The organism is Paenibacillus sp. J14, assembly GCF_000518465.1.
In the GTDB taxonomy this organism is placed as follows: Bacteria; Bacillota; Bacilli; order Paenibacillales; family Paenibacillaceae; genus Fontibacillus; species Fontibacillus barengoltzii.
In genome coordinates, this window is sequence record NZ_JADQ01000026.1 from 1 (window position 1) to 24547 (window position 24547).

A 24547-nucleotide genomic window follows, 5' to 3' on the forward strand; every position below is an offset into this window, starting at 1 on the left:
CATCTCGAAAGTGGATTTGCTCTACGTAATCTGATCGAAGGGGATAATCGTGTAAAAGATGTCCGGACAGAGGTGGGAGCTGGCTGAGAGCCAACTATCTATGCCCCAGTTCCTCATCTCCAAAGTGGATCTGTTCTACGGAAGCTGATCGAAAGGGATAATCCTGTAAAGGGCGCTCGGACCCAGCAATGGGGGCTTAGTCTAAGGGTCCGTACAACGCGAGGATCGCTTGGGCTTCGGAGATCATGCGTTCCCGCAGCTCTTGCGGCTCCAAGACCTCCGCATCTCGGCCGATCCTCAGGATCACGCCGCATGCCCAGTCCAGTGTCTGGAGGTCGACCTCCGCCAGGATCTGGCCCTGGTTGTCCGAGTTTTCAACTTGAAGCACCTTAATAAATCGTTCCTTGCGCAGACGATCCAACCCGGCTTCGGTCGTCCGTACCCGAGCGACATAACGGGGCAACTCGGATTTGAAGCGGGCGGTTGATTGCTCCCAATACGCTGCCAGATCAAACCCCTCCGGTCGCATGAAGGTTTCATCCAACAGCGAGGCTTCTTCCAACCGAGAAATACGGAACGTGCGAAGCTCACCGTCAGGCTCTTGCTCGGCCGCTACATACCATACGTTACGTTTAGCGACCAGCCCCAAGGGGTGAATGATCCGCTCGGTGATCCCCTCTTCTTTGCGATAGCGGATGCGCAGCTTCCGCTGGGCCCACACCGCCTCCTGTACGGCGGACAGCCAGGGGAAAGCCTCCTCCGAAGCGTGCCAACCAGCCCCGTCGATATGGAGGCGCTCGCGGATCAACTCGGCATCCTGCCGGATTGGGGCGGGGGCAGCCGCTAATAGCTTCTGGTAAGCAGCTTGAAAGTCCCCCTGAATCCCCAGATCCTTCAAAAGCTCGTTATGGTTCGCCAGCAACAGCGAGACGATTTCCTCCGGCCGCATGCCGGTCAGATTCGTCCGATAGCTGTCCGCCAGTACCCAGCCGCCGCGGGAGCCGCGCTCCGCGTACACGGGGATGCCCGCCGCACTCAACGCCTCAATGTCCCGGACGATCGTCCGCTCCGACACCTCCAGCAGTTCTGCCAGCTGGCGCGAGCTCATTTTTCCCCGGTTCTGAAGCAAGAGCAGCAGATTAAGCAAACGATCCGCACGCACAACAACTCCCCCTTCCGCCTCTTTAGATGTATGAATGATTATACCATGGATATAAGACAATAGATGTCATATATCCTTTGTTATGCTACAAAAGCACGTGCGAAATTCGATCTGGAAAGGAAGCGAACGAAACCATGGACAAGAAACCTTTAGCGGGAAAAGTGGCCGTTGTTGCTGGGGCAACGCGGGGAGCAGGACGGGGAATTGCCGTTATGTTGGGGGCTGCAGGGGCCACAGTGTATTGTACCGGACGGAGCGTCCGGGGAAAAGCGTCGGACATCGGACGGACGGAGACGATTGATGAGACAGCCGAAATGGTAACCGCTCGCGGCGGAGTCGGGATTGCCGTCCGCACAGATCATACGGTGCCGGAACAGGTTAAGGCTTTGTTTGAACGTGTGGACCAGGAACAGAACGGACGCTTGGACATTTTGGTGAACGACATTTGGGGCGGCGAGAACATCACCCATTGGAACACTCCGTTCTGGGAACAACCGCTGGATGACGGGCTGCTAATGCAAGAACGGGCAGTCCGTACCCATCTCATTACGAGTTACTACGGGGTACCGATGATGATCAAACGGAAAGAAGGTCTGGTCATCGAAATTACCGACGGGTCGACTTATAACTATCGTGGGAACCTGTACTACAGTTTGGCGAAAATCTCACCGATCCACTTGGCCGCAGCCATGGCTGAGGAACTGAAGCCGTACAATGTGACGGCAGTGGCGGTGACTCCTGGATTTTTGCGTTCCGAGCAGATGCTGGATTACTTTGGCGTTCAGGAAGCGAATTGGCAAGATGCCATCAAGAAGGAACCGTTATACGCGGAATCCGAAACGCCGTATTTTGTGGGGCAAGCGGTGGCTGCCTTAGCCGCAGACCCGAACGTTCATGAAAAAGCCGGCCGGGCGCTGACCAGCTGGGACCTGTCCGACGAATACGGGTTCATCGATATCGACGGGCGGAAGCCGCATTGGGGCAATTTTGCGCTTGAACGGGGATTGCCGGTGAACTGAGCGTAGGAACGAGGTGCGCGAGTTCTGCTCCGTCCTCTGAAAAAAAAGCGCGAGAGCAAGAGAATTTTCCTGCACTTGCGCTTTACGATTTTATTTGCCTTGCATCCATAAACGTGCGGCATAATGGGGGATCGCCTGAATATTGTGAAATTTGGCGATCTCCACTCCTTCAAATCGCTCGACATAAGCCTGGTTCACGTAACTATGAACCGTGCCTCGGCGCAGCGGTGTAATGGAGAGATGCAGCGGGTGATTTTCTAACTCGTGACGCACTTGTTTTAACCCGATTTCCCAAGGCTGACCGAAGTGGATATGATCCGTTAGCATCCGGTCACGGAGATAAGCGGAGGCTACATCCCCGTCGTACTCGATACGAAGCCAGACATCCGGCACAGATTCCGGCCAGTCAGCGGGGACATCCACCAGTACAGAGCGATCTGATGGCGAGTGGAGAGTCATCTCGGGCGAATAAGCGGCAAAATCAAGGGTATACGTTTGGAACACACAACCGTCAGGTTTTGCCGCAGCTTGCAGTACTCCCGCACTGCTCCGCAATTCCGCTGATGGGCTAGGTGCAGGAAAGAGGGATAAAGTCACTTCGTTTTGTCCCGGCGAAGTACAGATAAGCTGTCCATCCCTCATCACCAAGTGGCTTGTGCTAATAACCAGCGTATCGCGGCCCCACAGACCGTCGAACCGATACGTTTGCAATGCCTCAGCTCGGGTTAAGGTGACAAGGCGAACGGTCTTGCCTTCGGTCGTCTTCACACGGATCTGATACTGGCGGCCCGCCGCCGGGCGAAGAATCCAGTTCGCTTCGTCTTCTTCCACGACGCCATGGCACTCCTCCCCTCCTACTTCGGATACCGAAAATTTTCGGAGCACGATCTCAGGTTCCATTCCGTCATGGGCAAAAAACACCAACACCGTTTCGTCCCCTGCCTCTAACCGGGCTAAGAGCTGGGCGGTGGCGCTCACTATCATCAATCCGTCCAGCTCCAGGTTGAACGGCAGGATCGCGCCAAGCCCGCTCCGAAGGGAGAGTTCTCCGGTTTGAGGGAAGCATACCTTCCCCTTCGGCGTATCCAGTTCGATTCGCAGCCGGCGATCCGGCAGATCGACATGATCCTGGAAGTTGTTCAGGAACACAAAGCCGGAGCCGTCTTTTTGTCGGACGCACCAACGGATGCTCTGGGTATCTTCCGGTGCGATTAGCTCCTGACCTGCGGGCAGTACGGTCCCCATCGGAGCCAGAAGGTGACCAAAAGATTGCAAGAACAACGAGATCGCACGGATACGGTCATACGAATCACCAACCCGTCCAAACTCGCCTAAGGGCGATTGGTAATCGTAGGTGATTTTTGGTAAACCGGATTCGTTGAGGAACGTCTTGCGGCCGATAGGATTGGAACCACCGTGGTACATGTAATAGCCCAGGAGGTTACTGCCGCTGCCCAGCTTCACCAACGTCATCGCCTCGACGCTCTCCGGAGGTACGTAAGGCCGTGCCTTGTAGCTGACTTGCATGCCGCCGGCCATTTCGCAATAAGCTACCGGATACTCCTGGCTGTCGTAATTTACCGGCTCAGCAGGCGTAACGTGCAAATCCTGGAACAGGAACTCCCGGCTTGGCGGTTGGTTGGGAATCCACGGCGTATAAGCGTACCCCGCCAGCATGGGTAACGTGCCATCCTCTGGCACAGCGGCTCCGCCCCAAGCCGTTGCAGTGAAGAACAGCGGACGAATGCCTACCTCCTCGGCAATCCGGCGCAATTCGTCCAAGTGGGCGGAGCCCTCCGTACCGGCGGTCACGTATTGACCGGAGCTGTATCCCCAAGCATCCAACGGTGCGCCGGCATGCATATACTCGTTCTCCAGTTGCACAGCGATCACCGGACCGCCTTCTTGATAATAAGTGCCTTGGATTTGCCGAGCGATCTCCCGATACAAACGTCGGGCCAGTGACAAGTAGCGCTCATCATTAGAGCGAACCTCCAGCGGATAGCGGAACACCCAATCGGGGATGCCGCCGTTGCGGACTTCACCATGACAAAACGGGCCGATCCGCAAGATGAGCGGCAGCTCAAGCTTGGCGCAGAGATCAATGAAATGCCGCAGATTGCGGTTGCCGCTCCAATCGAAGACGCCCTCCTCTTCCTCGTGAAAATTCCAGAACACGTAAGTTGCAACAACATGAACGCCGCCGGCTTTCATTTTCAGCAGCTCTTCTTCCCAATGCAAGTATGAGAAACGGGAAAAATGAAACTCGCCCACGACTGGAATCACCGGTTCGCCGTTGCGAGTCATATAGAAGTTAGTAAATCCAAACGATTCTCCTTTCGGATTGCTTCCGGCATGCAGGGCGAGTTTGCCGGGGCGGATCGTTTTGTTGGCTTGGCCGATTTCAAGTCTAAGGATTGCAGCTGTGTGATTAGTCATAGAGAGAACAGCCTCCTGAAGGGTTTGAGATCCGATGGATCGTGTTGGTTCTGGATGTTGGAAAAGACATCGGTTATATTCATTTTAGATGTTTATTGCTGAATGAAGGAAGAGAGGATATGGCTAAAAAAACGACGGATTATGCTATCAACGAGGAGCGTCCCTATGGCATTTTAATTGCAGGGCATTATACGGAATCCGCAGGGTATTCCATTCACCGGCCTCCCGATCCTGTAGGTTGGCTGTTGATGTATACGCTGACCGGAGAAGGACGAGTGCAAGTTGCCGGTGAAGCGATGCCTTGCCGGCCTGGGGACGTTGTGATCCTGCTGCCCGGTTTGCCCCACCAATATGGTACGGCGGGAGATAAGTGGGAGTTTATTTGGGTTCATTTTATCCCTGCTCCCTCTTTTCTGCCGTGGTTGAGCCTTCCACAGCAAACCGAAGGGTTTGTCCGTTTACATGCGTATAGCCGTTCCGGCCAAAACGGATTTGCCGAAGCGCTCCAGCGAATGGAACGGTACAGCAGTTGGGGCGGGAACTCCGAACTCCATCATCGCTTGGCGGAGCTGGCGTTAGAGGAAGCGCTGTTGTTGCTCCGTACGGAGGTGGCCAAGGACAGCTACGAAGCCGCTTTGGATCCAAGAATCGCCGATGTCGTTGGGTATCTGCGGGAGTCGTATCGCGAACGGGTAAGCATCCCGGAGCTGGCCAAGCGCTGCTGCATGTCGCCTTCCCGGCTGTCGCACCTGTTTAAAGAGCAGGTAGGAGACACGATCATCGGCACCGTCAATAAAATCCGCTTGGAAAAGGCAGCTCAGCTGCTGACTTTTACGACGCGGCAAGTGGCCGAAATCGCCGGGGATGTCGGGTTTGACAGCCCGGACCATTTTACGCGAATGTTCTGTCAGGTTTATGGGGAGACCCCGTCCGCATATCGCAAGCGCAAGCGAGCGGGTTTGTAAACCGAAAAAGTGCCCGGTAAGCAACAAGGTGTCCCAAAATCACATTTGGAACCCCTTGTTTTTTTGACCTTCAGGCCATTAATATGTACCGCTGGGTCGCTGCGACACATCGCGTTCGAACGCTACAATCCAGTCGCCCTGGACTGCAGCATATCCGACATCACCTTCGGCGACAAGGCCGTACAGATTTTTGACATCCAAATATTCCTGACGGCTGCCGTTGTCAAACTCCAATGTAATGTAATAGTACGTCCGAGAAGAAGAGCGGTGTATCGCGTTATGTTGGCCCATGTGACTGGAGTGGTGCCTCACGTCCATCCGTTTCGAGATGATTCGCACATATCTCGTTTCCCGCGGAGAGCGGGCGTTCTTAACGTAACGGACCCCACTGGATATCATCAGCACGATGAAGAAAAAATTGTTTCAGTAATGCGAAAAAGCGGTTACCACGATTAATTGAGAGAGGTTAGAGAGAAAATGTAAGATCACTGTAAAAATTGTAATATTTCAGTAAATATATGGAATGTTATGACATTTAAATGTAGAATATGGGCGTGGCCACAATAATTTAAAAGGAGTAGATTTCGTATATGAGAAGTCTTTTAAAAAAATCGTTTGCTACACTAGGGTTGACGGCTTGTAGGCGCTATTTCTTCTGCAGCATCTGCGTCAATTAGTTGGGATTCTTGGGCAACTTGGACTGGAGTCGGGGCAATAGCTAGTGTAAATGCATACACTGCTCAACAAAATGAACCATATACTTACAAATTGACGGTTGAGGCTAGATTAAACAATGGTGATAGTAGCTATAATGTTTTAAATAATGCCCGTGCAACAGATAGAGTTGATCTGTACTTTACATCTACGGGTCCTGTAAGCAGTGGAGTATCCTACCATGAATGGATCACAGTCGATGGTGGAAGCCCAATTAGTAAAAGTATTCGGTTTCAGTAAGATAGATCTGATTATTTAATCCAGCCCAGAATGTGAAAAGAGCATATTCTGCTCTATTCACATTCTGGTTATTTTGGGAGGATGAAATGCGGCAAATCATCAAGGAAGTTGGGATCAATCGAAAATTGTTCGCGATGCTGATGGTTGGATTTCTTTTTACTCTATTGCCGATGCAAATCGCGCTATCCACCCAATCCAATTTTGATGATATCTATTATGACTCTATCAATGGTCATTTTCGATACTACTATACTTTAGAACTAACCAATTTAGAGTCACTAAAACTAGATCAATTGCAGAAAGCAGCAGACAACGCTTTTGTTAGTTCAAGTGTAATTACGAATGAGTTTCCAGTGAAAGACCCAGAGCATGGAAGGATTAGTATTACAGGGCTACTAAACTTGAAAATATGGTCTCCTCCATTACTTGATGGGACAGGGATCGCACCAGATGAGTCAAACGGAGTTATCGTTGGAAAGATCATATCCAGTCATGTGGGGAAAATCAATTTATTAGGCAAAGCGTACAACATCAAAGGAATCGCCGGAAGGGGCTTGAGCACTGCCTATAATTTAAGAGTATTTATGAATTTTGACAGTCTCCCTATTTCCATCATCGAGGACATCAAACGTGAGAACGCATTACAACTTATCGTCAGGTCCAATCAAAATCCAAAAAACGAAATCAGTTCATTTACCTCCGAAATTAGCCAACTAGCTAAGGATGTAAAAATAAACACCAATGATGATACCAAAGCAATTAAACAAGCAAAAAAATCAAGTGGTATGGTGAAGGAGATCTTAAGTTACCCTTACCAACTACTAACAATCGCTTTGGTCAACTGCATCATCGTGAGTTATTTATGGATTTACTTGAAAAGAAAAGAGATGGCTATTCGAAAAGCGATAGGAGCCAGCCATACCCGTTTAGTCATAAATATCATTCTTCAATTGATCCTGTGTGCGATGATTGCCACCATTGTTTCCAATACCATTCTGTGGTTAGCAGGCCATTTCAGTTCAGGCATTTTTGCTTCAACAGGTTATTTTATAAACACTCGTCCGGACCAAATTGGACTTGCCTGCATAGCAACTATTGCCATTGCCTTAATCACGTCGCTTGTTCCCATCCTGCACTTATTTCGTCTTGAACCTGCTAAGGCTTTAAAGGAGTAACCTAATATGATCAGAATAAAAGCTGCCGTTAGAGCGTTGCGAAATAGATGGTTCCTGACCTTGCTTTTGTTGATTCAATTTACCTATGGTTTATCCACGATCACAAGTTCAGGAAATATTTTTTATAACTTCTACTATCTACTCCATCACTCACTGTTAGAGTTGGAGAGCACTTATCTCGTTGTTCCTGGTAAAAATTTTGGGACGACCGAGGTTGAAAGATGGAAATACAATAAGGATCAAATCGCGGAACTGTATCGCCATCTTGATCAGAACCCGGATGTTCTCGCGTACGGTACTTACTATCAAAGTATTGTCCTGCTTAATGATACAAACCGTTCAATAGCTCCTCAGTTATTGGAAGGATTGACCAGGGACAATAGTGGGCTCCAAGCACCTTATATAGAATCCATTGTAATTGACAAGAACTACTATACTCTTTTGGGCTTGAAACTTCGTGAAGGACAAGGCTTGTTGCCGCAAGACTTCGAGAGAACAGGTCAACAACAAGTGAATGTACTCGTGGGGTCTTATTTCAAAAAGTATTATAAATTAGGAGATCTCATCAATGAGCAATACAGAATTAATGGTTTCTTGCCTGATAAGTATATCGTGAATAACAATACAACCAATACTTACTTGAATTTAGATAAGGCCATGTTAGTCCCAATGCCTAATGATCAATCTAGCAATTATGACTCCATGTATACGAGGCTATTCCTTGGGACGGTATTAAAGTTGCGGAAGGATGCAGATCTATATCAGTTGAGTCAGACCCTTCGGTTACCAGAGAGTAAAGTGGATATTCATCTTAAAAGTCTAGAAGAAGATGTTAGGGCAAATATAAGATCCAGTGTTCATGCCCAAATTCCTCAGCTCATATTAGCTGGTAGTTTTCTCTTATTCTCTGTAATCAGTATTGCACTTGCGACAATCATTTCTATTCTAAGTCGAAAACGAGAGTTCGGCATCAAGTTGGCCGTAGGTGAGAGTGTGAGAGGGATATGGGGGCAAATTATTCTTGAAAATTCCATCATCGCTCTTGTGGGCACGGGGTTATCTTTGTCTTATTTTGTTCTGAAGTTTCAGCGGTTGCTGCAACAATTTAGCGAATATGATATGGCCAGCGTATTGAGTTTTCGCTTCAATGCTCCAATTTTTTTGCTCATAATTATCATCTTACTTTTCATCATTGTAAGCTCGAGCTGTATCGTGTATCCATTTATTCGAAAACAAGAGATCAAATCATTGATTGGAGGGATGGAATAGTGGAGGTGATCAAACTACGTGAATTAAGTAAAGTTTACCGCCATAAATCGAATGAAACTTTTGCTTTGAGAGGCATTAACCTGACGATTAATCAAGGCGAATTGGTTGCCATCATGGGACCATCAGGTTCCGGTAAGAGCACCTTGCTAAATATTCTAGGGTTAATGGACTCCCCCTCCGAAGGAGAGTATTATCTAAATGGTCAATCTGTACACCAGATCAGAAAGCATAAGGTTCACATCACCAGAAATCAAATGATCGGTTTTGTTTTTCAGTATTTTGCCTTGCTGAAGGATTTCACGGTGTTGGATAATGTGATGTTACCACTCACCTACCGTAAGATAAGAAATAACGAGAGAGTGGCGAAGGCCAGATATTATCTGCAAAAAGTGGGGTTAGCGGAGCATTTCCATAAAAAGCCCGATGAAATATCCGGAGGGCAGCAGCAAAGGGTTGCCATCGCAAGAGCTTTGGCTGCAGAGCCTGCGTTGATATTAGCCGATGAACCTACGGGTAATTTAGATCGCAAAACCGGGGAAGAGATTATGGAGTTATTACAGGAAATCAACAGAGAAGGCAAAACAGTTATCATCGTCACTCATGACATGGAGATTGCCCAAAAATGCCATCGCATCATTGAAATTGTTGATGGTAACATTCATACAGATCAGCCTAATCTTGCTTCACCGATTGTGAACGCATACGAATTGTGATAAACTGGAATCACTATAAAAAGAACGGAGGGTTCCCCGTAATGTACAATAAATTCCGTTTCACTACTTTGTGCGTATAATTGAATACTGCCAAAGGCTCTGCACCTGTGCAGGGCGAACGGGATAGGTGTACTATGATAAAGGGAACCAATTGGAACTTTAGAATAGAATATGCCTGATTTGGCCGGGAACGCGAACGGGGATTGGTGTCCCCTGTTCGTAGGTTTTGGGCTGTTTGAGGGGCCGTTTGCGTAAACACAGGTGTAGTGCCTGTGTTTATTTTTGTTCTACAAAGGAGGAACTCGGGTATGAGCATGACGGAACAACAACTAGAGCAAAAAGCCATCTTGGTTGGCGTGAATTTAAATCATCAGTCGGATTTCGATTATTCAATGGAAGAACTAGCGAATTTGGCGGAGGCCTGCGACATTGAAGTGGTGGGCGTGCTTACGCAAAACCTGCCTAAGGTCACGCCGTCACATTATATCGGTACAGGGAAAATCGCTGAGGTACGGGCGCTCTTGGAGGCGCACGACGGCAATCTCGTGATTTTTAATGATGAGTTGTCCCCGTCGCAGCTGCGAAATCTGGAGTCCGATCTGGAGTGCAAGGTGATTGACCGGACGCTGCTGATTCTGGATATTTTTGCAGAACGGGCAAAAACTCGCGAAGCTCAGCTTCAAGTTGAGGTGGCCCGGCTGAAGTATATGCTGCCGCGGCTGATCGGGCTGCGGGAATCGCTGGGCCGCCAAAGCGGCGGAGTCGGCACCACGAACCGCGGTGCAGGGGAAACGAAGCTGGAGCTCGACCGCCGGCGAATTGAGGAGAAGATCACCGCGCTGAGCCGTGAACTGGAGACGCTGGTCGCCCATCGCCAAACTCAACGCAAACAGCGCAAGAAGAACGATGTGCCTGTCGTTTCGCTCGTTGGTTACACCAACGCCGGCAAATCGACGATCATGAACGCGCTGCTCGAGATGTATAACCCCGGGCTGGAGAAGCAGGTGCTGGAGAAGGATATGCTGTTCGCCACGCTGGAGACGTCCGTCCGCAATATCCCGCTGGAGGACAACAAGTCGTTCCTCTTGACGGATACGGTTGGTTTCGTAAGCCGCCTGCCGCATCACTTGGTCAAGGCGTTCCGCTCCACGTTGGAAGAGGTTGCTGAAGCGGATCTTTTGATCCATGTCGTGGATTATTCCAACCCCGAATTTGCGCGGATGATCGAAATCACGCATCAAACGTTGAAGGAAATTGGCATCACTGACATCCCGATGATCTATGCCTACAACAAGGCCGATCGGACAGATCAAGCATTCCCAAGTGTGCAGGGAGATATCATTTACCTGGCGGCTAAGCCGCGCATCGGAATTACCGAGCTGGTGGATGAAGTTCGTCGGCGGATTTTCAAGGACTACGTGAAATGTACCATGTTGATTCCGTACGATAAAGGCTCCCTCGTTTCTTACTTCAATGAGCAGGCCAACGTGCTGGAGACCAGTTATGAAGAAGAGGGAACCAAGCTCGTTCTGGAGTGCAAGCAAAGCGATTACGGAAGATATAAAGAGTATGTCCTTGAAGGTGCGGAGTAACGGGAGTCGGGATTGGACTGCTGCGAAGGGATTGGAAAATTTTTTCGCAACTTGGTTGTCGGATGGGAAGAGAAGACGTATAATAGCCCTCAAAACACGTCTTTCTCACAAAGGAGAGCGATAAGCATGTCCGATATGTTAGTGAAATTATACGATCTTCCCCCCTTCGAAACGGCTGAGCAGTACGAAGCTCGGACTGGAATCACCATTCGCCGCGCCATCGGCCCGGAGAAGCATGTTATTGCAAAATGGGTAGGCGAGCATTTCAATGAGCACTGGGTCAGCGAATGTGAAGTCGCTTTATCCCGGTCGCCAGTTTCTTGTATTATCGCTGTTGAAAACGGTAAGTTGTTAGGCTTCGCCTGCTATGATGCCACGATGAAAGGATTCTTCGGACCTACCGGTGTGGATGAGAAGGAGCGGGGCCGGGGGATCGGCAAACAGCTGCTGCTGCATACGCTCGACCTGATGCGGATAGACGGTTACGGATATGCGGTGATCGGCGGTGCGGGTCCAAAGGACTTCTACGCCAAGGCAACCGGTGCGATCGTGATTGAGGGCTCGGAGCCCGGGATATATAAAGGGATGCTGCGATAATGGCAGCATCCCTTTTTTTTGAAATGTAACGGACTCCAATGACGTTATTTGTGCCAACAACACGTTTTGTCTTGAGCTAACGGACACAGATGACGTTATTTTGCTCTTTTTTGCTGTCATTCCCTTATGGGGGGCTTCATAACGGCGATTGAGTCCGTTACAGAGGGAAATATCCGGGAAATCAGCAAATAACGTCATTACGGTCCGTTAGGCGCAGACTGGCGGGCGAATGGGGGGCGCTCTATATTTGGCTCAGCGTATGCCCGCCCAGCATATGCACCGCCGGCCCTTGTATGCCCGCCCAGCATATGCACCGCCGGCCCTTATATCGCCGGCAGCGTCACTTTAAACGTTGCGCCTTGGCCCGGCTCGCTGTGGACCTCGATCGTGCCGCCATGCGCTTCAACGATCGCCTGCGAAATCGACAGGCCCAGCCCGGCACCGCCTTGCTTACGCGTGCGGGAGGCGTCGATGCGGTAAAACCGCTCGAACACATGCGGCAAATGCTCGGGGGCGATGCCGGGCCCGTTATCCCGCACTTCCAGCTCAGCCTGGCGGGAGTGGGCCGACAGGCGCACCGCGATGGTTCCCCGCTGCGGGTCGGTATGCTGAACGGCGTTGTGGAACAGGTTCAATACCACCTGTTTGATGTTGTCCTCGTCGCACATCGCAGTCAGCCCTGGCTGCAGGTCGAACTGGACGTCCCGGTCCCCGGCCAGCATCCGCAGATGCGGCTCCATCTCCGCAATCACTTGATCCAGGCGGACCTCGGTGCGCTGGACAACCGGCGTGCGGTCAAGCTTGGCGAGCGTGAGCAAATCCTCGACCAGCTTCTTCATCCGCTGTGACTCGCCCAGCATGCTGTTCAGCGCGGTATGCAGCTGCTCTGGCCGGTTGGCGGCTCCTCGCAGCAGCACCTCCAGGAAGCCGTGGATCGAAGTCAGCGGGGTCCGCAGCTCATGGGAAGCGTCGGCGACGAACCGGCGCATCTGTTCCTTCGCTTCACGCTCAGCCTCAAACGATTCCTCAAGCCGCTCCAGCATGCCATTAAAGGAAGCGCCCAGTCGATCAATTTCGGATTGCCCAGATGCGGCTGTGAACCGGTTGCTGAGATTCCCGGCATTGGTATCCTCTACGATCCGCACCATTTGATTCAGCGGCTTTAACGCCCGGCGCAAAATCGGAAGATGCAGCGCCAGTCCGCCGGCCAAGGCCAGAAGGGAAAGGCCGACAAACGTCATCAACTGACGCATCATGACTTCACGCAGCGGTGCGGTATAGGTGCCCATTTGCACGAGCCAGGAACGTTCGCCTTGTTCGCCGGGCAGCCCAACCAAACGAAAGACCACCAGCTGCTCCTTCCCGTCCTTATCTTCGAGGACGCGATAGCTTTCCGATCCCGGGTGTCCCGGCTGGCTCTCTGCAAACAATGTGTCGTATTCGGCATCGGACAGCTGAGGGGCAGAAGCGCCGGATTCGGCGTTCAAGTCGATAAAATGATGATCGCTGTTGATGATGGCGAGTGAGGCGTCGGGGAGAAACAACTGCGGAGGCCGATCATCCGATCCATCTCCGCCGAAGCCTCCGCTGTCAGGTGCGCCCCCGTTCATTCCAGCCTCCGCGCCATCCCCCATCGGCTTCGGGGGGCTCCAGTGCTCAATCGGCAGGCCCGCCTTCATAAAGATATCCCGAAGCGGGCCGCGCATTTGGGCAGCCATGGTTTCGGCCTGGTTTTTATATAGGAAGTCTTTCATAATGACGTACTGAAATCCGCCAATCAATATTAAAAGAGCGGCGAGCAGAAAAAGAGATCTAGAGAGCAGCTGAAAGCGCAGCGAGCTCGGGAAGATCAGACTGCGGAGTCCGCGGCCCCCTCGTTTCCCGGCAGCGGTCAACCCGCTAATCCATGTCCGGCTTCTGCCGGCAAGGCGCTTCATGGCAGATCTACGCGGTATCCCGCACCGCGCAGCGTTCGGATTAACCGGTGCTCCCGGTCGTTTAATTTTTCGCGCAGGGACCGGATATAGACCTCCACGATATTTTCCTCGCCCCCGAAGTCATACCCCCAAACTCGATCCAAGATCGTCGTTTTGCTTAAGACGATTCCGTGGTTCAGAATCAAATATTTCAGCAGCTCATATTCGGTAGGGGACAATTCCAATACCTGATCGAAATAGGTGATTTCCTTGCGGCGGTCGTCCAGTCGGAAGGGACCTATCACCACTTCCCCGAACAGGGCCGGAAACTGATTGCGCAGCCGCGCCCCAATCCTAGCGAGCAGCTCCTCGAAGCTGAACGGCTTCACGACGTAATCGTCGGCGCCAATCGTCAGCCCCTTCACTCGGTCATCGACTTCGTCCTTGGCTGTCAGCATAATGATGGATACATTCTCCCCGTTCTTTCGCAGCAACCGGCATACTTCAAAGCCATCCATTCCCGGCATCATCACATCCAGTACGATGACATGCGGCTGAAATTCGGCGGCGATGGCGACAGCGGTCATCCCGTCTCCGGCGGTGCGGACCTCGAATCCTTCATTTTGCAGCCCCAATTCAAGGAACTGGACGATATGCGGTTCATCATCCACCAGCAAGATTTTTGCCCCTTTAATTTGTTTCATAGAAAAATATCCCCCTTGCACCGATCCATGCGTGTCCATTCGGATGACTCTATTATGCACGATGTTGCTGAACATTTGCTGAATGCCGATTGAAGGCGGACTGAAGCCCTTGTGGATAACGAAGCCGCTTGGACGAGAGTCTTGCTTGCCGCTCCGCTAATAGGCTATACTTTTGACATGAAGTCATGTTAAAGGGGAGTAATGAGATGGAAAAAGTATTGATTTTCGGTCATAAAAATCCCGACACGGACACGATTTGTTCGGCAATCGCTTACGCCGACCTGAAGTCCAAGCTGGGCTGGAACGTTGAGCCTGTACGCCTGGGCGAAGTCAACGGGGAGACGGCGTTCGCCTTGGAACGCTTTGGCTTCGAAGCGCCGCGTCTGGTGGAGACCGTGGCTAACGAAGTGAAAGAAGTGATTCTGGTCGACCATAACGAACGTCAACAAAGCGCTTCCGATATTGAGCAGGTGCGTGTAGTGGAAGTTATCGACCATCACCGGATTGCCAACTTCGAGACGAGCGGACCGCTGTACTACCGGGCTGAACCGGTTGGCTGCACCGCGACGATTCTGAATAAAATGTATAAAGAGAACGGCATTGCCGTCCCAGCTAACATCGCCGGCTTGATGCTGTCCGCGATCATTTCCGACTCGCTGCTCTTCAAATCGCCAACCTGCACCGAGCAAGACGTAGCTGCGGCACGGGAACTGGCGGAAATCGCCGGTGTGAACGCGGAGGAATACGGATTGGACATGCTGAAAGCAGGGGCCGACCTTAGCGATAAGACGGTTGAACAGCTCATTTCCTTGGATGCCAAAGAATTCGACATGGGCGGAGCGAAAGTGGAAATCGCACAAGTGAACGCGGTGGACGTCAACGACGTCTTGTCCCGTCAAGCCGAAATCGAGGCCGCTCTGAACGGAATCATCGCTAACAAAGGCCTGGATCTGTTCCTGTTTGTCGTAACCGACATCCTGAACAACGACTCCGTGGGCTTGGCGCTGGGGAAAGCAGCTGATGCCGTTGAGCAAGCCTATAACGTGAAGCTTGTTGACAATAAAGCGGTACTGAAGGGCGTTGTATCCCGCAAATCGCAAATCGTGCCGGTCTTGACGGATATCTTCAATAAACGTTAATTCGCACGATCCTGATCGAACGTGTGGGCTTGTCCACCCCGTCAGGACATTAAGATAGAACGCCAAAAAGGCTGCTTGCCGGACTAGAAATCCGGGCAAGCAGCCTTTCTATCGTTTAGAGGAGGTGAAACCGCTCCAATTGATCCCAGAGCCCTTGTTCTTGCAACACTTCCCGTTGCTTCGGCCCGATCAGGTCGAAATGAGGGAACGGCGAGCGTTGATGAATGTAACGGGCGGGAAGACCATGGGCCTCACACCAAGCTCGGAGCCGGTCCAGGTCGGAGCAGCCCACTTTGGTGACGGTCTTGGCATCCGGAAACCGCGGATCGAGCCAATAGTGGGTCAGAAAAGCAATTTCTCCCCTGTCGACCTTGCGCTTCCATGCCTCCAATTCCTCTCGTGACACGCCAAAAGCCACAGCTTCCCACCTCCTTCAAATTTAGTTATGAATCCCTCTCCACAAAAAGCTAACGATCGCTTCGGCCGCCTGCTCCGCTGAAGGAAAGAGCTTATTCTTATCGGCGTATTGACGTTCTCCTACCCGCAGCATCGAAACGTACAGATGGGCGGCCAGGTTTGGGTCATCGCAGACAATCTCCCCTTGCTTGGCGGCTTGGGCGAACCCTTCGCGCAGCGTTTCGTACAGATCATTTTCATGGCGAATCAAAGTTTCCTGCTGATCACCGGACAAATGCTGCTGGATGCTGCGGAACATCTCATCCATGTGAACTCGAGGAATCCTTAAATAGTTAATAGTAATCTTCAGCAGTCTTTCCCGAAATGTCCCGGGCTCCTGAACCAGCTGCCGAATGCGTCCATTTACCCGGGCGAGTGTGGTCGCAACCGAGGCCACAAACAAATCCTGTTTGGTTGGATAATAGTAATAAACGGTAGCTTTGGTGATCCCGCAATGCTCGGCAACCTGGTTCATAGATACGGATTTATAACCGTTCTCCATAAATAGCAGCGATGCAGTACGCAGGATCTGCTCGGACGTCGCCAGGGCGTCGGGCTGCTGGACGGGCCGTCCCAAGGCTTTTTTATGTGGCGGGGTCAACCGTGATCACCTCAAGCAACTTGTACTGAGCCCATATTATATCATATTTTTCGTTTGATAATTAACCTTCCGGTATATATAATTGATGATCAGAGTGATATAAATCACCGGAGAACCAAAAAAAGTAAGCAATCAAGAAAAGGGAGATGGAGACTTCAATGGATAAAATATTTGGCTGGCTGTCCCGACTGGTGGCTGGCCGACGCACCAAGTGGATTACGCTGGCGGTCTGGATTTTGCTGGCTGGCGGATTAAGTGCCCTATGGCCCAGCGTTAACTCGATGGAGCGGAATAATGCGGCCAACCTGGACGATTCCCAGCCTTCGGTGATTGCCGAGCAGCTGGCGGAGCGGGAGTTCCCATCGGACAGCGGCATTCCGGCCTTAACGGTCTGGACGCGGGAGGGCGGTCTGACGGATGAGGATTATACCGGCTTGCAGGAGCTAACCTCGTATTTCACGGAACATCCGGTCGAAGGGCTTGAACTGGTGCTGCCGCTGAACCAAATGCCGCTTCCGGCACTGAAGCAGCAAGCATCAGAAGACGGCACGACTTGGGTGTTGCCGTTCTTTTTTGCGAAAGGGACAGAAATCGATGTAATGAAAGACGGTATGGAAGAAATCCGCAATCAAGCGGAGACGATCTTTGGCAGCAATCCGTTTGAGGCCAAGCTAGGGGAGAACGGACTGGCGGCGAGAGTCTCTGGACCGGCCGGCATTTCGATTGATGCGTCCGGGCTGTTCTCCAGCGCCGACGTTTCGCTGATGATCGCCACTGTTTTAATTGTACTGATTCTGCTATTGCTGATTTACCGTTCGCCGATCTTGGCCTTTATTCCGCTGATTGCCGTTGGTTTTGCATATGGTGTGGCCGGGCCGATTCTGGGGAAAATGGCCGAGCAAGGCTGGATCACCGTCGATTCGCAGGCGATTTCGATTATGACCGTGTTGCTGTTCGGGGCGGGCACCGATTATTGCTTGTTCCTCATTTCTCATTTCCGCCATCTGTTGACGGAAGAGAAGGATAAATCGAAAGCGCTGGTCGCTGCGGTGAAAGGCTCGTCCGGCGCCATCGCGATGAGCGGGTTTACTGTTGTGATCGCGCTGCTCGTGCTGCTGCTGGCGAAATACGGCTCCGTGCAACGCTTTGGCGTGCCGTTTAGCTTGTCGATCCTGATTATGGGGATCGCCAGCTTGACGTTGGTACCGGCATTGCTGGCAATCTTAGGCCGTGCGTCGTTCTTCCCGTTTATTCCGCGCACGCCGGAAATGCAAGCCGAATGGGCTCAACGCCGGGGCAAACCGGTACGTCAGCCGAAACCTAGAACATCTGCGGGGTGGATTGGCCGGACGGTGACCAAGCGGCCGTGGACGATTTTTATCGTGGCGCTGATCTTCCTTGGCGTCTTGGCAACACAAGCTACCCGTATCGAGTACACTGTTGACCTGTTGTCCTCGTTCCCGGAGGATACGCCATCTCGCGAAGGCTTTGCGGTGATTGCCGATAAATTTACGCCGGGGGAACTGGCTCCGGTGAAACTGATGGTGGATACGGAAGGCAAAGACATCGATCTGCAAACCGCCTTCAGCAGCTTGCCTTATATCAGCCAGGTGTCCGATCCGGAGAGCGGCAAAACGAACTCCAACATTCGGGCGGTCGAGCTGGAGTTCAATCTGAATCCATACTCAAATGAAGCGATGCAGCATCTTCCGGAGCTGCGGGAAGCTGCGGAAAGCCTGCTGGCTGACCAAGGCATCAGCCATCCGCAGGATAAGGTCTGGATCAGCGGGCAAACGGCTACGCAATACGATACCGAGCACGTAAACGCACGCGACACCGAGGTCATAATACCGATCGTCATCGGGTTGATTGCCCTGTTGCTGCTCGTTTATCTCCGATCCATCGTTGCGATGGTGTACTTGATTCTTACAGTTGTGCTGTCCTATTTCGCGGCATTGGGCATCGGATGGGTTGTGATTCACGACCTGATGGGCAGTGCTGCAATTCAAGGATTAATCCCGTTGTATGCCTTCGTCTTCCTGGTGGCGCTCGGGGAGGACTATAACATCTTCCTTATCTCAAGCATTTGGAAAAAGCGTAAGGTCATGCCGCTGAAGGACGCGATCCGCGAAGGCGTCAACGAAACCGGGGGCGTCATTACCTCGGCAGGCTTGATCTTGGCTGGGACATTTGCTGTGCTGGCTACGCTGCCGATTCAAGCGCTGGTGCAGTTTGGTATCATTGCCGCGGTTGGGGTGCTGCTCGATACGTTTATCGTTCGTCCGTTCCTCGTGCCGGCGATCACCATGCTGCTTGGCCAAGCGGCCTTCTGGCCGTCCAAGCAGGGCCAGCTTGAACCCGAGCCGGTGAAAGGCGCAGGCCAATAAGCTCATCGAAAATATCACCTCTAAAGCACTTGGAGTTCCGCCGGGACAGGCGGGGCTTCGGGTGCTATTTTTTTGCAGGGAGCAGCTTACATATTTCCCGCTTGGCAGCCGCAGAATACGTGGATGCAGAGCTGTTGAATTCCATTGAAACGAGGGAGACAAGAACAATGGCCAAGGCGCAAAATGGAGAGGCAAAAAAAGGCGACTTAAGCTGGTGGCAGCTCTCCTTGCTGGGGGTGGCCTCAACTATCGGCACCGGATATTTTCTTGGATCAGGGATCGGGATTCGCATGGCGGGACCCTCGATTCTGATCGCGTTCGTGTTGGCTGCCGCCGGAACCTATACGGTATTTGAAGTCTTAGCCCGTATGACAGCGGACCAGCCGGAGCAGGGTTCCTTCCGTTCCTATGCGAAGCGGGCCTTCGGGCGCTGGGCGGGCTTCGGCAGCGGCTGGGTGTATTGGAGTTCGGAACTGCTGATCATGGGCAGCCAACTGACGGCATTATCGCTTTTCTCGCGTTTCTGGTTCCCTGGCGTACCGATGTGGATGTTTGCGATTGGATATGCGGTCTTAGGGCTGGGCGTGATCTTGCTTGGCAATAAAGTGTTTGATTCGATGGAAAACGTGCTGTCGGTGATCAAAATCGCTGCCATCCTCATGTTCCTGGGGGTTGCCGCTGCTGCGTTGATGGGCTGGATTCACGGAAGCGGCGGGAGAGCGCCGGAATTTCCGCATACGGTCAAGACCTTCTTTCCCGCGGGAGGGATGGGGTTGTGGTCGGGATTTATTTTTGCGTTTTACGCCTTTGGCGGGATCGAAGTGATGGGCATGATGGCGATTCGGTTGCGGGATCCGAAGGAAGCTCCGAAATCCGGGACGATTATGCTGCTGTTGCTCTCAGTGGTGTACTTGCTGTCGATTGGACTTGCCGTCACTTTGATGGCCTGGAACGCCATTGACCCGAAGCGCAGTCCGTTTGTTACGGCCCTTGCCCAATATCCGCTGCCCTTTATTCCACATGTATTTAACGGTGTGCTGATCGTAGCCGGCTTCTCTACAATGGTCGCGTCCCTTTATGCGGTGACGACGATGCTGGTTACGCTCGCGAAGGACAAGGATGCCCCGCCGTTGTTCGCGCGGAAAGGCTGGCGGGAGCGGCCGTTGTTTGCCATTGGCCTTACTGCCGTCGGACTGGCCGCTTCCGTGGTGATGTCTTTTGTTATCCCGGGGCGCATTTACGAGTACATTACGACATCGGCCGGATTGCTGCTGCTTTATAACTGGTTTTTTATTTTAGTGACGTCGGGCAAGCTGCTCAAGCTTACCGGATTTGGACAAGTGAAACGGTGGGGCGGCATGGCCCTGATCGCTATCGCAGTGTCAGGGACCTTATTCCATGATACGAGCCGTCCGGGATTCTGGGGGAGCCTGGTGTTTGTTGGCGTCATTGGGATCGTGACCTTCATAATGCAGCGGGTCGTCTGGAAGCCGAAGAAGCAGGCGGGGCAGCGGAAACGCCCAACCAAATCGATGGTCCTGCGTCCAAAACGGACGACTTGAGCGATTGAGAGCTAAGCTTACCATCGCTCAGCGAGCAGTAAAAAGGCTTGATATCCAAAATAAAGCCCAAACCCAATGAGGGACAGGCCAGACAATATCGAGATCAGCATCAGGACTCGGTTCGTCAGCAGCTTACGGAACACGCTGGCAAAGCCCGCCATCGTGAAGTCCCATACGAGCAGACCAACAATAATAGCGCTGCTGTTAATGATTAAGTCTAGGGTCCGCATATGAGCTGCGGCTTGGGCCAAGACCGATCCGTAGATCCCCAGCCAAAATAAGATGGACAGCGGGTTGCTGATGGACATGAAAAATCCGGACAGGAACGATTTGCGCAGCGGCTCGCTGCCCCTCATTCCCCCATCCGGGATTTTACCGGCTTGCTTCAGGCTGTCGATGCCGATATAGGTAAGCACGAAGAACCCAAATAACCAGAGGAAGCTTTTCATAAACGGAGTGTTCAGGAAGTGCACGACCCCAAAATAAACGAGCAGCATGTACAGCAGGTCAGCGGATAAGGCGCCAAGGCCAACAAACCAGGCGTGCAGGAAGCCGCCGCGGATGCCCTTGTCCAGTTGGGCGGCGTTCACCGGCCCGATGGGGGCGGATAAAGATAAGCCGAGCAGGACATAGCTAAGAAAGCTGTTCATTGCTTAAACCTCCAAAGAATCCGAAATGATAACGCTGCTTGTACAGCATATTCAGAGAGGTACGCTTGTACGACTTCAAAAAATCGGAAAGAAATCTCTTGCAAAACTAAAGGGTTTAGTTTAAATTAAAACTAAAGGTATTAGTTTTCGGAGAGAGAGGCGATGAGGCAATGAAAATTAGGGTGTACGGTAAGTTAGTCCAACTGTCATTTTTACCCCGTTTGTTCCCGGTTAATTGTTATTTGGTTGAGGAAGAGGATAGCGTCACCCTCATCGATGCGGCTTTGCCGTATAGCGTGAAGGGAATTTTACGAACGGTGGAAAAGATCGGCAAGCCGTTGACGCGCATCGTGCTGACCCATGTCCATGATGACCATGTTGGTGCGCTGGATGCTTTGAAAGCACAGCTTCCCGACGTCAAGGTCTATGTATCCGCCAGAGACGCGCGTTTGATGGAAGGCGATGTGTCGTTGGATCCCGGCGAGCCTAATTCCCCCATTCGCGGCGGGGTGCCGAAGAAGCTGGCGACCCGTGCCGATGTGACGTTTACCGATGGGGATCGCATCGGTTCGTTGCTGGCTGTGGCGGCGCCGGGCCATACGCCGGGGTCCTTTGCCCTGCTGGATACGCGCAGCGGTGCATTGATCGCCGGCGATGCTTTCCAAACCCGCGCAGGCATCGCCGTGAGCGGCATCGTGCGCCCGCTGTTTCCATTCCCGGCCCTGGCCACCTGGCATAAGGAGACCGCACTCGCCAGCGCCCGTAAGCTGGCGAGCTTGAACCCTACGTTGCTGGCGGTAGGGCACGGGCCGGTGCTGAAGCAGCCGGCGGCAGCCATCGCCAAGGCGATTACGGCGGCCGAGCGGGCCTTGGGCAAAGCAGCGGCTGCCAATGCGGCAGCCTCGACGCAGCGAAAGGAGGATTCCCATGTCGCCGAGAGTCGGAATTGACAGCACTGCGGTGCTGATGGCCGCCATAGACGTGGCGAATGCGGAGGGGCTGGAGGCGGTGACGATTACCTCCATCGCCAAGAAGCTGGGCATCCGGCCGCCATCCCTCTATAACCATGTCAGCGGTCTGGAGCAAATTCGCGTGGAATTGGCCAAATACGCGCTGGACCGGTTATATGAGCATATTTCCGCCGCAGTTGGTGATCGGGCAGGGGAGGCGGCGATCCGCGAGTTCGCCAACGCGTATCTCGAATTCGCGCATGCCTATCCCGGATTGTACGATGCGGCGCAAGCGGCGCCGGGCCCTGACCATCCAGCGCTGCAGGAAGCTGGCGGGCGCCTCGTGGACCTGATCTTGCGATACCTCGGCAGCTACTCGCTTACGGAGGAGCAAGCATTGCACGCGGTGCGCGGGCTGCGGAGTTTGATCCACGGCTTTGCCTCGCTGGAGCGGCGCGGAGCGTTTGGCCTTCCGCTGGAGCTGAAGGAGAGCCTGGCGTTTAATCTTGGCTTGTTCCTTCGCGGATTGGAGCAGGTATCATAAGTCACCGGAGCGTGCTTGCGGATGCTTCTGCTGCGAGCGGAAGAGACGCTTGGGTTCAGGGGCGGCGATTCCGATTGACAATGATTTTTCGACTATGATACTTTAGGCTTGAATGAAACAGGAACGCAGGAACCGAGGTGAAGCATCCGTGGGGAAGAAGAAGGGACGTTCCGTGCCTAATGCACCGGCGAACGCGGCAGATAAACCGGCCACGCTGAAGGATCTTCTGGGTCAGGACACGCTGGCGAAGCTGAAGGCGCAAGCTGAAGAATTGAAGAAGGAAGAAGAACGCCGCCAGGAGGAAGCCCGCATCCGCAAGGAGGAGGCTCGCCGGGCGGAGCAGAAACGGCTCGATAACGATTTCGAGCATCTGCTGAATACAAGTAATCTGGATTGGCACAAGTATAAATAAACTCAGCAAAGGCAATGCGGCTCCTGCAAGCGGGAGCTTTTATTTTTGTGCATAAAGTTAAGGAGGACGGAGAATGGAGAGTATCGGGGCGTGGGTCGTCTTTTTCCTGGTGATCGTGGCGCTGGGGTTGTTTAACCGGAGATTCAAATATTCAACCAAGGTTCGGGAATCTTATGAAGAGCTGACTTCGCTGACCGAGCGGACCCGCAGAGGACGAACGACCAAGGCGGACCTGGCGCGGTGGGATGCCGCTTTGGCACGGCTCGAGAAAACCCCAAGCGAATTCAATAAGCTCGATCAGGAGATTGGCTTGCGCAAGGCGTATGTTCAATATTTGGAGCAGCATTATCCGGAGGATGAGCGGCTTCCGGAACTGCGCGAAGCGGCCGCATACCAGAAAGATTCCGTCTGGGGAATGAAAATCAAATCTTAAATTTTGACAGGTCCATCGGGGCGTGATACCATGAGAATCGTCCAAAACTTTTGACATTTTGGTGGTGCCGATGAACAATAAGATCAAGCAATTCCGGAAGCGGCTGGGCTTGACTCAACATGAGCTGGCCGCGGAATGCGGCGTCACGCGCCAAACGATCAATTGCGTGGAGAACGACCGGTACGACCCGACGCTGGAGCTTGCTTTCAAGCTTGCGAAAATTTTGCAGACGAAGGTGGATGAACTGTTTATTTATGAGTAAATTCAACCGCAATTACATCATAACGATGGATGATATTGTAAGAGAAGGGGATCCTATTCTCAGAGTGGTCACGGAGCCGGTCAGCATCCCCCCAACGGAGGAAGATCGCGAGGAAATGGCGGCGATGCTGCAATTTCTGAAGAACAGCCAGGATCCGGAGATGTCGAAGAAATACAAGCTGCGGGCAGGCGTGGGGTTATCCGCCAATCAGATCGGACTAAATAAGCGGATGTTCGCAGCGCTGCTGACGGATGAGAACGGCAAAGATCGGCCGCTGGCGATGTACAATCCGAAGATCATCAGCCATTCGGAAGCGATGACGTATTTGCCGGAGAGCGAGGGCTGCCTGTCGGTCGACCGTCCGGTGCAGGGCTTCGTTCCGCGCTACGAGAAGGTCCAAGTGAAGGCCTACGATGAAGAGGGCAATGAGATCAAGCTGCGGTTCAAAGGCTTTGACGCGATCGTCATGCAGCATGAGATCGATCATCTCAACGGGATCATGTTCTATGATCATATCAATCCGGAGCATCCGTTTAAGCTGCCGAGCGGTGTGCCAATTTCGAGTCTATACTGATCCCGCATCAGCTTGAAGAGAGCCTGCAAAAGTGCAGGAATCATTGCCGCTTTCTTGCATTTCACCGAAAAA

Annotated in this window: 24 protein-coding genes; 16 read left to right on the top strand and 8 right to left on the bottom strand. The window is 52.4% G+C overall.

Annotation, left to right across the window (positions count from 1 at the left end; translation table 11 throughout):
- Nucleotides 1–196: 196 nt before the first annotated feature.
- Complete coding sequence (locus M891_RS0111675) at nucleotides 197–1162, bottom strand: helix-turn-helix transcriptional regulator (protein ID WP_028538962.1); 966 nt, start codon at nucleotides 1160–1162, stop codon at nucleotides 197–199.
- Nucleotides 1163–1296: 134 nt separating this feature from the next.
- Here M891_RS0111675 and M891_RS0111680 point away from each other — a divergent pair, with 134 nt between their 5' ends.
- Nucleotides 1297–2181 carry an SDR family oxidoreductase gene (locus M891_RS0111680; RefSeq protein ID WP_028538963.1) on the top strand — a complete coding sequence of 295 codons (885 nt, stop codon included), beginning with the start codon at nucleotides 1297–1299 and terminating at the stop codon, nucleotides 2179–2181.
- A 90-nt stretch (nucleotides 2182–2271) separates the two neighbouring features.
- Here the strand turns inward: M891_RS0111680 and M891_RS0111685 are convergent, their stop codons facing one another.
- A complete protein-coding gene (locus M891_RS0111685) occupies nucleotides 2272–4620 on the bottom strand; it encodes a beta-galactosidase (protein WP_028538964.1) in 2349 nt (782 codons plus the stop codon).
- Nucleotides 4621–4739: 119 nt separating this feature from the next.
- Here M891_RS0111685 and M891_RS0111690 point away from each other — a divergent pair, with 119 nt between their 5' ends.
- Entirely contained in the window at nucleotides 4740–5585 is an 846-nt protein-coding gene (locus M891_RS0111690; RefSeq protein WP_028538965.1) for a helix-turn-helix domain-containing protein, read from the top strand.
- 78 nt (nucleotides 5586–5663) lie between these two features.
- Here the strand turns inward: M891_RS0111690 and M891_RS23790 are convergent, their stop codons facing one another.
- Nucleotides 5664–5993, bottom strand: a complete 330-nt coding sequence (locus M891_RS23790; protein WP_255315327.1) for a DUF2500 domain-containing protein — start codon at nucleotides 5991–5993, stop codon at nucleotides 5664–5666.
- A gap of 632 nt (nucleotides 5994–6625) precedes the next feature.
- Between M891_RS23790 and M891_RS0111700 the strand changes: the two genes are divergently transcribed.
- The 5 genes from M891_RS0111700 to M891_RS0111720 all read left to right on the top strand — a co-directional run bounded on the left by M891_RS0111700 (nucleotide 6626) and on the right by M891_RS0111720 (nucleotide 11885).
- On the top strand, nucleotides 6626–7714 hold the full coding sequence (locus M891_RS0111700) for an ABC transporter permease (protein WP_016310791.1): 1089 nt from the start codon (nucleotides 6626–6628) through the stop codon (nucleotides 7712–7714).
- A 6-nt stretch (nucleotides 7715–7720) separates the two neighbouring features.
- Nucleotides 7721–8983 carry an ABC transporter permease gene (locus M891_RS0111705; protein WP_016310792.1) on the top strand — a complete coding sequence of 421 codons (1263 nt, stop codon included), beginning with the start codon at nucleotides 7721–7723 and terminating at the stop codon, nucleotides 8981–8983.
- Nucleotides 8983–9696 (top strand): ABC transporter ATP-binding protein, encoded by a 714-nt coding sequence (locus tag M891_RS23795; protein ID WP_016310793.1) that lies wholly within the window; start codon nucleotides 8983–8985, stop codon nucleotides 9694–9696. Before M891_RS0111705 ends, M891_RS23795 begins: the two co-directional genes overlap by 1 nt.
- 308 nt (nucleotides 9697–10004) lie before the next feature.
- Nucleotides 10005–11288 (top strand): GTPase HflX, encoded by a 1284-nt coding sequence (gene hflX / locus M891_RS0111715; RefSeq protein ID WP_028538967.1) that lies wholly within the window; start codon nucleotides 10005–10007, stop codon nucleotides 11286–11288.
- A gap of 126 nt (nucleotides 11289–11414) precedes the next feature.
- Nucleotides 11415–11885 carry a GNAT family N-acetyltransferase gene (locus M891_RS0111720; protein ID WP_028538968.1) on the top strand — a complete coding sequence of 157 codons (471 nt, stop codon included), beginning with the start codon at nucleotides 11415–11417 and terminating at the stop codon, nucleotides 11883–11885.
- Nucleotides 11886–12208: 323 nt separating this feature from the next.
- Here M891_RS0111720 and M891_RS0111725 read toward each other — a convergent pair whose 3' ends face one another.
- Both M891_RS0111725 and M891_RS0111730 read right to left on the bottom strand, forming a co-directional pair.
- Nucleotides 12209–13822, bottom strand: a complete 1614-nt coding sequence (locus M891_RS0111725) for a sensor histidine kinase (RefSeq protein ID WP_232228330.1) — start codon at nucleotides 13820–13822, stop codon at nucleotides 12209–12211.
- Nucleotides 13819–14505 carry a response regulator transcription factor gene (locus M891_RS0111730; RefSeq protein ID WP_028538970.1) on the bottom strand — a complete coding sequence of 229 codons (687 nt, stop codon included), beginning with the start codon at nucleotides 14503–14505 and terminating at the stop codon, nucleotides 13819–13821. The genes M891_RS0111725 and M891_RS0111730 overlap by 4 nt, the downstream gene beginning before the upstream one ends.
- A gap of 206 nt (nucleotides 14506–14711) precedes the next feature.
- Here M891_RS0111730 and M891_RS0111735 point away from each other — a divergent pair, with 206 nt between their 5' ends.
- Complete coding sequence (locus M891_RS0111735) at nucleotides 14712–15644, top strand: manganese-dependent inorganic pyrophosphatase (protein WP_028538971.1); 933 nt, start codon at nucleotides 14712–14714, stop codon at nucleotides 15642–15644.
- 115 nt (nucleotides 15645–15759) lie between these two features.
- Here M891_RS0111735 and M891_RS0111740 read toward each other — a convergent pair whose 3' ends face one another.
- Together M891_RS0111740 and M891_RS0111745 are read right to left on the bottom strand one after the other, a co-directional pair.
- Nucleotides 15760–16062 (bottom strand): hypothetical protein, encoded by a 303-nt coding sequence (locus M891_RS0111740; RefSeq protein ID WP_028538972.1) that lies wholly within the window; start codon nucleotides 16060–16062, stop codon nucleotides 15760–15762.
- Between the two features lie 21 nt (nucleotides 16063–16083).
- Complete coding sequence (locus M891_RS0111745; RefSeq protein ID WP_028538973.1) at nucleotides 16084–16701, bottom strand: TetR/AcrR family transcriptional regulator; 618 nt, start codon at nucleotides 16699–16701, stop codon at nucleotides 16084–16086.
- Nucleotides 16702–16859: 158 nt separating this feature from the next.
- Here M891_RS0111745 and M891_RS0111750 point away from each other — a divergent pair, with 158 nt between their 5' ends.
- Together M891_RS0111750 and M891_RS0111755 are read left to right on the top strand one after the other, a co-directional pair.
- Nucleotides 16860–19088 (top strand): MMPL family transporter, encoded by a 2229-nt coding sequence (locus tag M891_RS0111750; RefSeq protein WP_028538974.1) that lies wholly within the window; start codon nucleotides 16860–16862, stop codon nucleotides 19086–19088.
- A 167-nt stretch (nucleotides 19089–19255) separates the two neighbouring features.
- Nucleotides 19256–20650, top strand: a complete 1395-nt coding sequence (locus M891_RS0111755) for an amino acid permease (protein WP_028538975.1) — start codon at nucleotides 19256–19258, stop codon at nucleotides 20648–20650.
- Nucleotides 20651–20667: 17 nt separating this feature from the next.
- On the opposite strand, the gene M891_RS0111760 is transcribed toward M891_RS0111755, so the two are convergent.
- Nucleotides 20668–21300: a LysE family transporter gene (locus tag M891_RS0111760; RefSeq protein WP_028538976.1), complete on the bottom strand. Its 633-nt coding sequence runs from the start codon at nucleotides 21298–21300 to the stop codon at nucleotides 20668–20670.
- A gap of 170 nt (nucleotides 21301–21470) precedes the next feature.
- On the opposite strand from M891_RS0111760, the gene M891_RS23800 reads away from it, so the two are divergent.
- The 6 genes from M891_RS23800 (at nucleotide 21471) to def (ending at nucleotide 24475) form a co-directional block, all read left to right on the top strand.
- Complete coding sequence (locus M891_RS23800; protein WP_036700229.1) at nucleotides 21471–22250, top strand: MBL fold metallo-hydrolase; 780 nt, start codon at nucleotides 21471–21473, stop codon at nucleotides 22248–22250.
- Nucleotides 22228–22794: a TetR/AcrR family transcriptional regulator gene (locus tag M891_RS0111770; RefSeq protein WP_028538977.1), complete on the top strand. Its 567-nt coding sequence runs from the start codon at nucleotides 22228–22230 to the stop codon at nucleotides 22792–22794. Before M891_RS23800 ends, M891_RS0111770 begins: the two co-directional genes overlap by 23 nt.
- 148 nt (nucleotides 22795–22942) lie before the next feature.
- Nucleotides 22943–23206 carry a YqkE family protein gene (locus tag M891_RS0111775; RefSeq protein ID WP_028538978.1) on the top strand — a complete coding sequence of 88 codons (264 nt, stop codon included), beginning with the start codon at nucleotides 22943–22945 and terminating at the stop codon, nucleotides 23204–23206.
- 73 nt (nucleotides 23207–23279) lie between these two features.
- Entirely contained in the window at nucleotides 23280–23639 is a 360-nt protein-coding gene (locus M891_RS0111780; protein ID WP_028538979.1) for a hypothetical protein, read from the top strand.
- 70 nt (nucleotides 23640–23709) lie between these two features.
- Entirely contained in the window at nucleotides 23710–23901 is a 192-nt protein-coding gene (locus M891_RS0111785) for a helix-turn-helix transcriptional regulator (protein ID WP_016310808.1), read from the top strand.
- Nucleotides 23894–24475, top strand: a complete 582-nt coding sequence (gene def, locus M891_RS0111790; protein WP_016310809.1) for a peptide deformylase — start codon at nucleotides 23894–23896, stop codon at nucleotides 24473–24475. Before M891_RS0111785 ends, def begins: the two co-directional genes overlap by 8 nt.
- Nucleotides 24476–24547 lie beyond the last annotated feature (72 nt).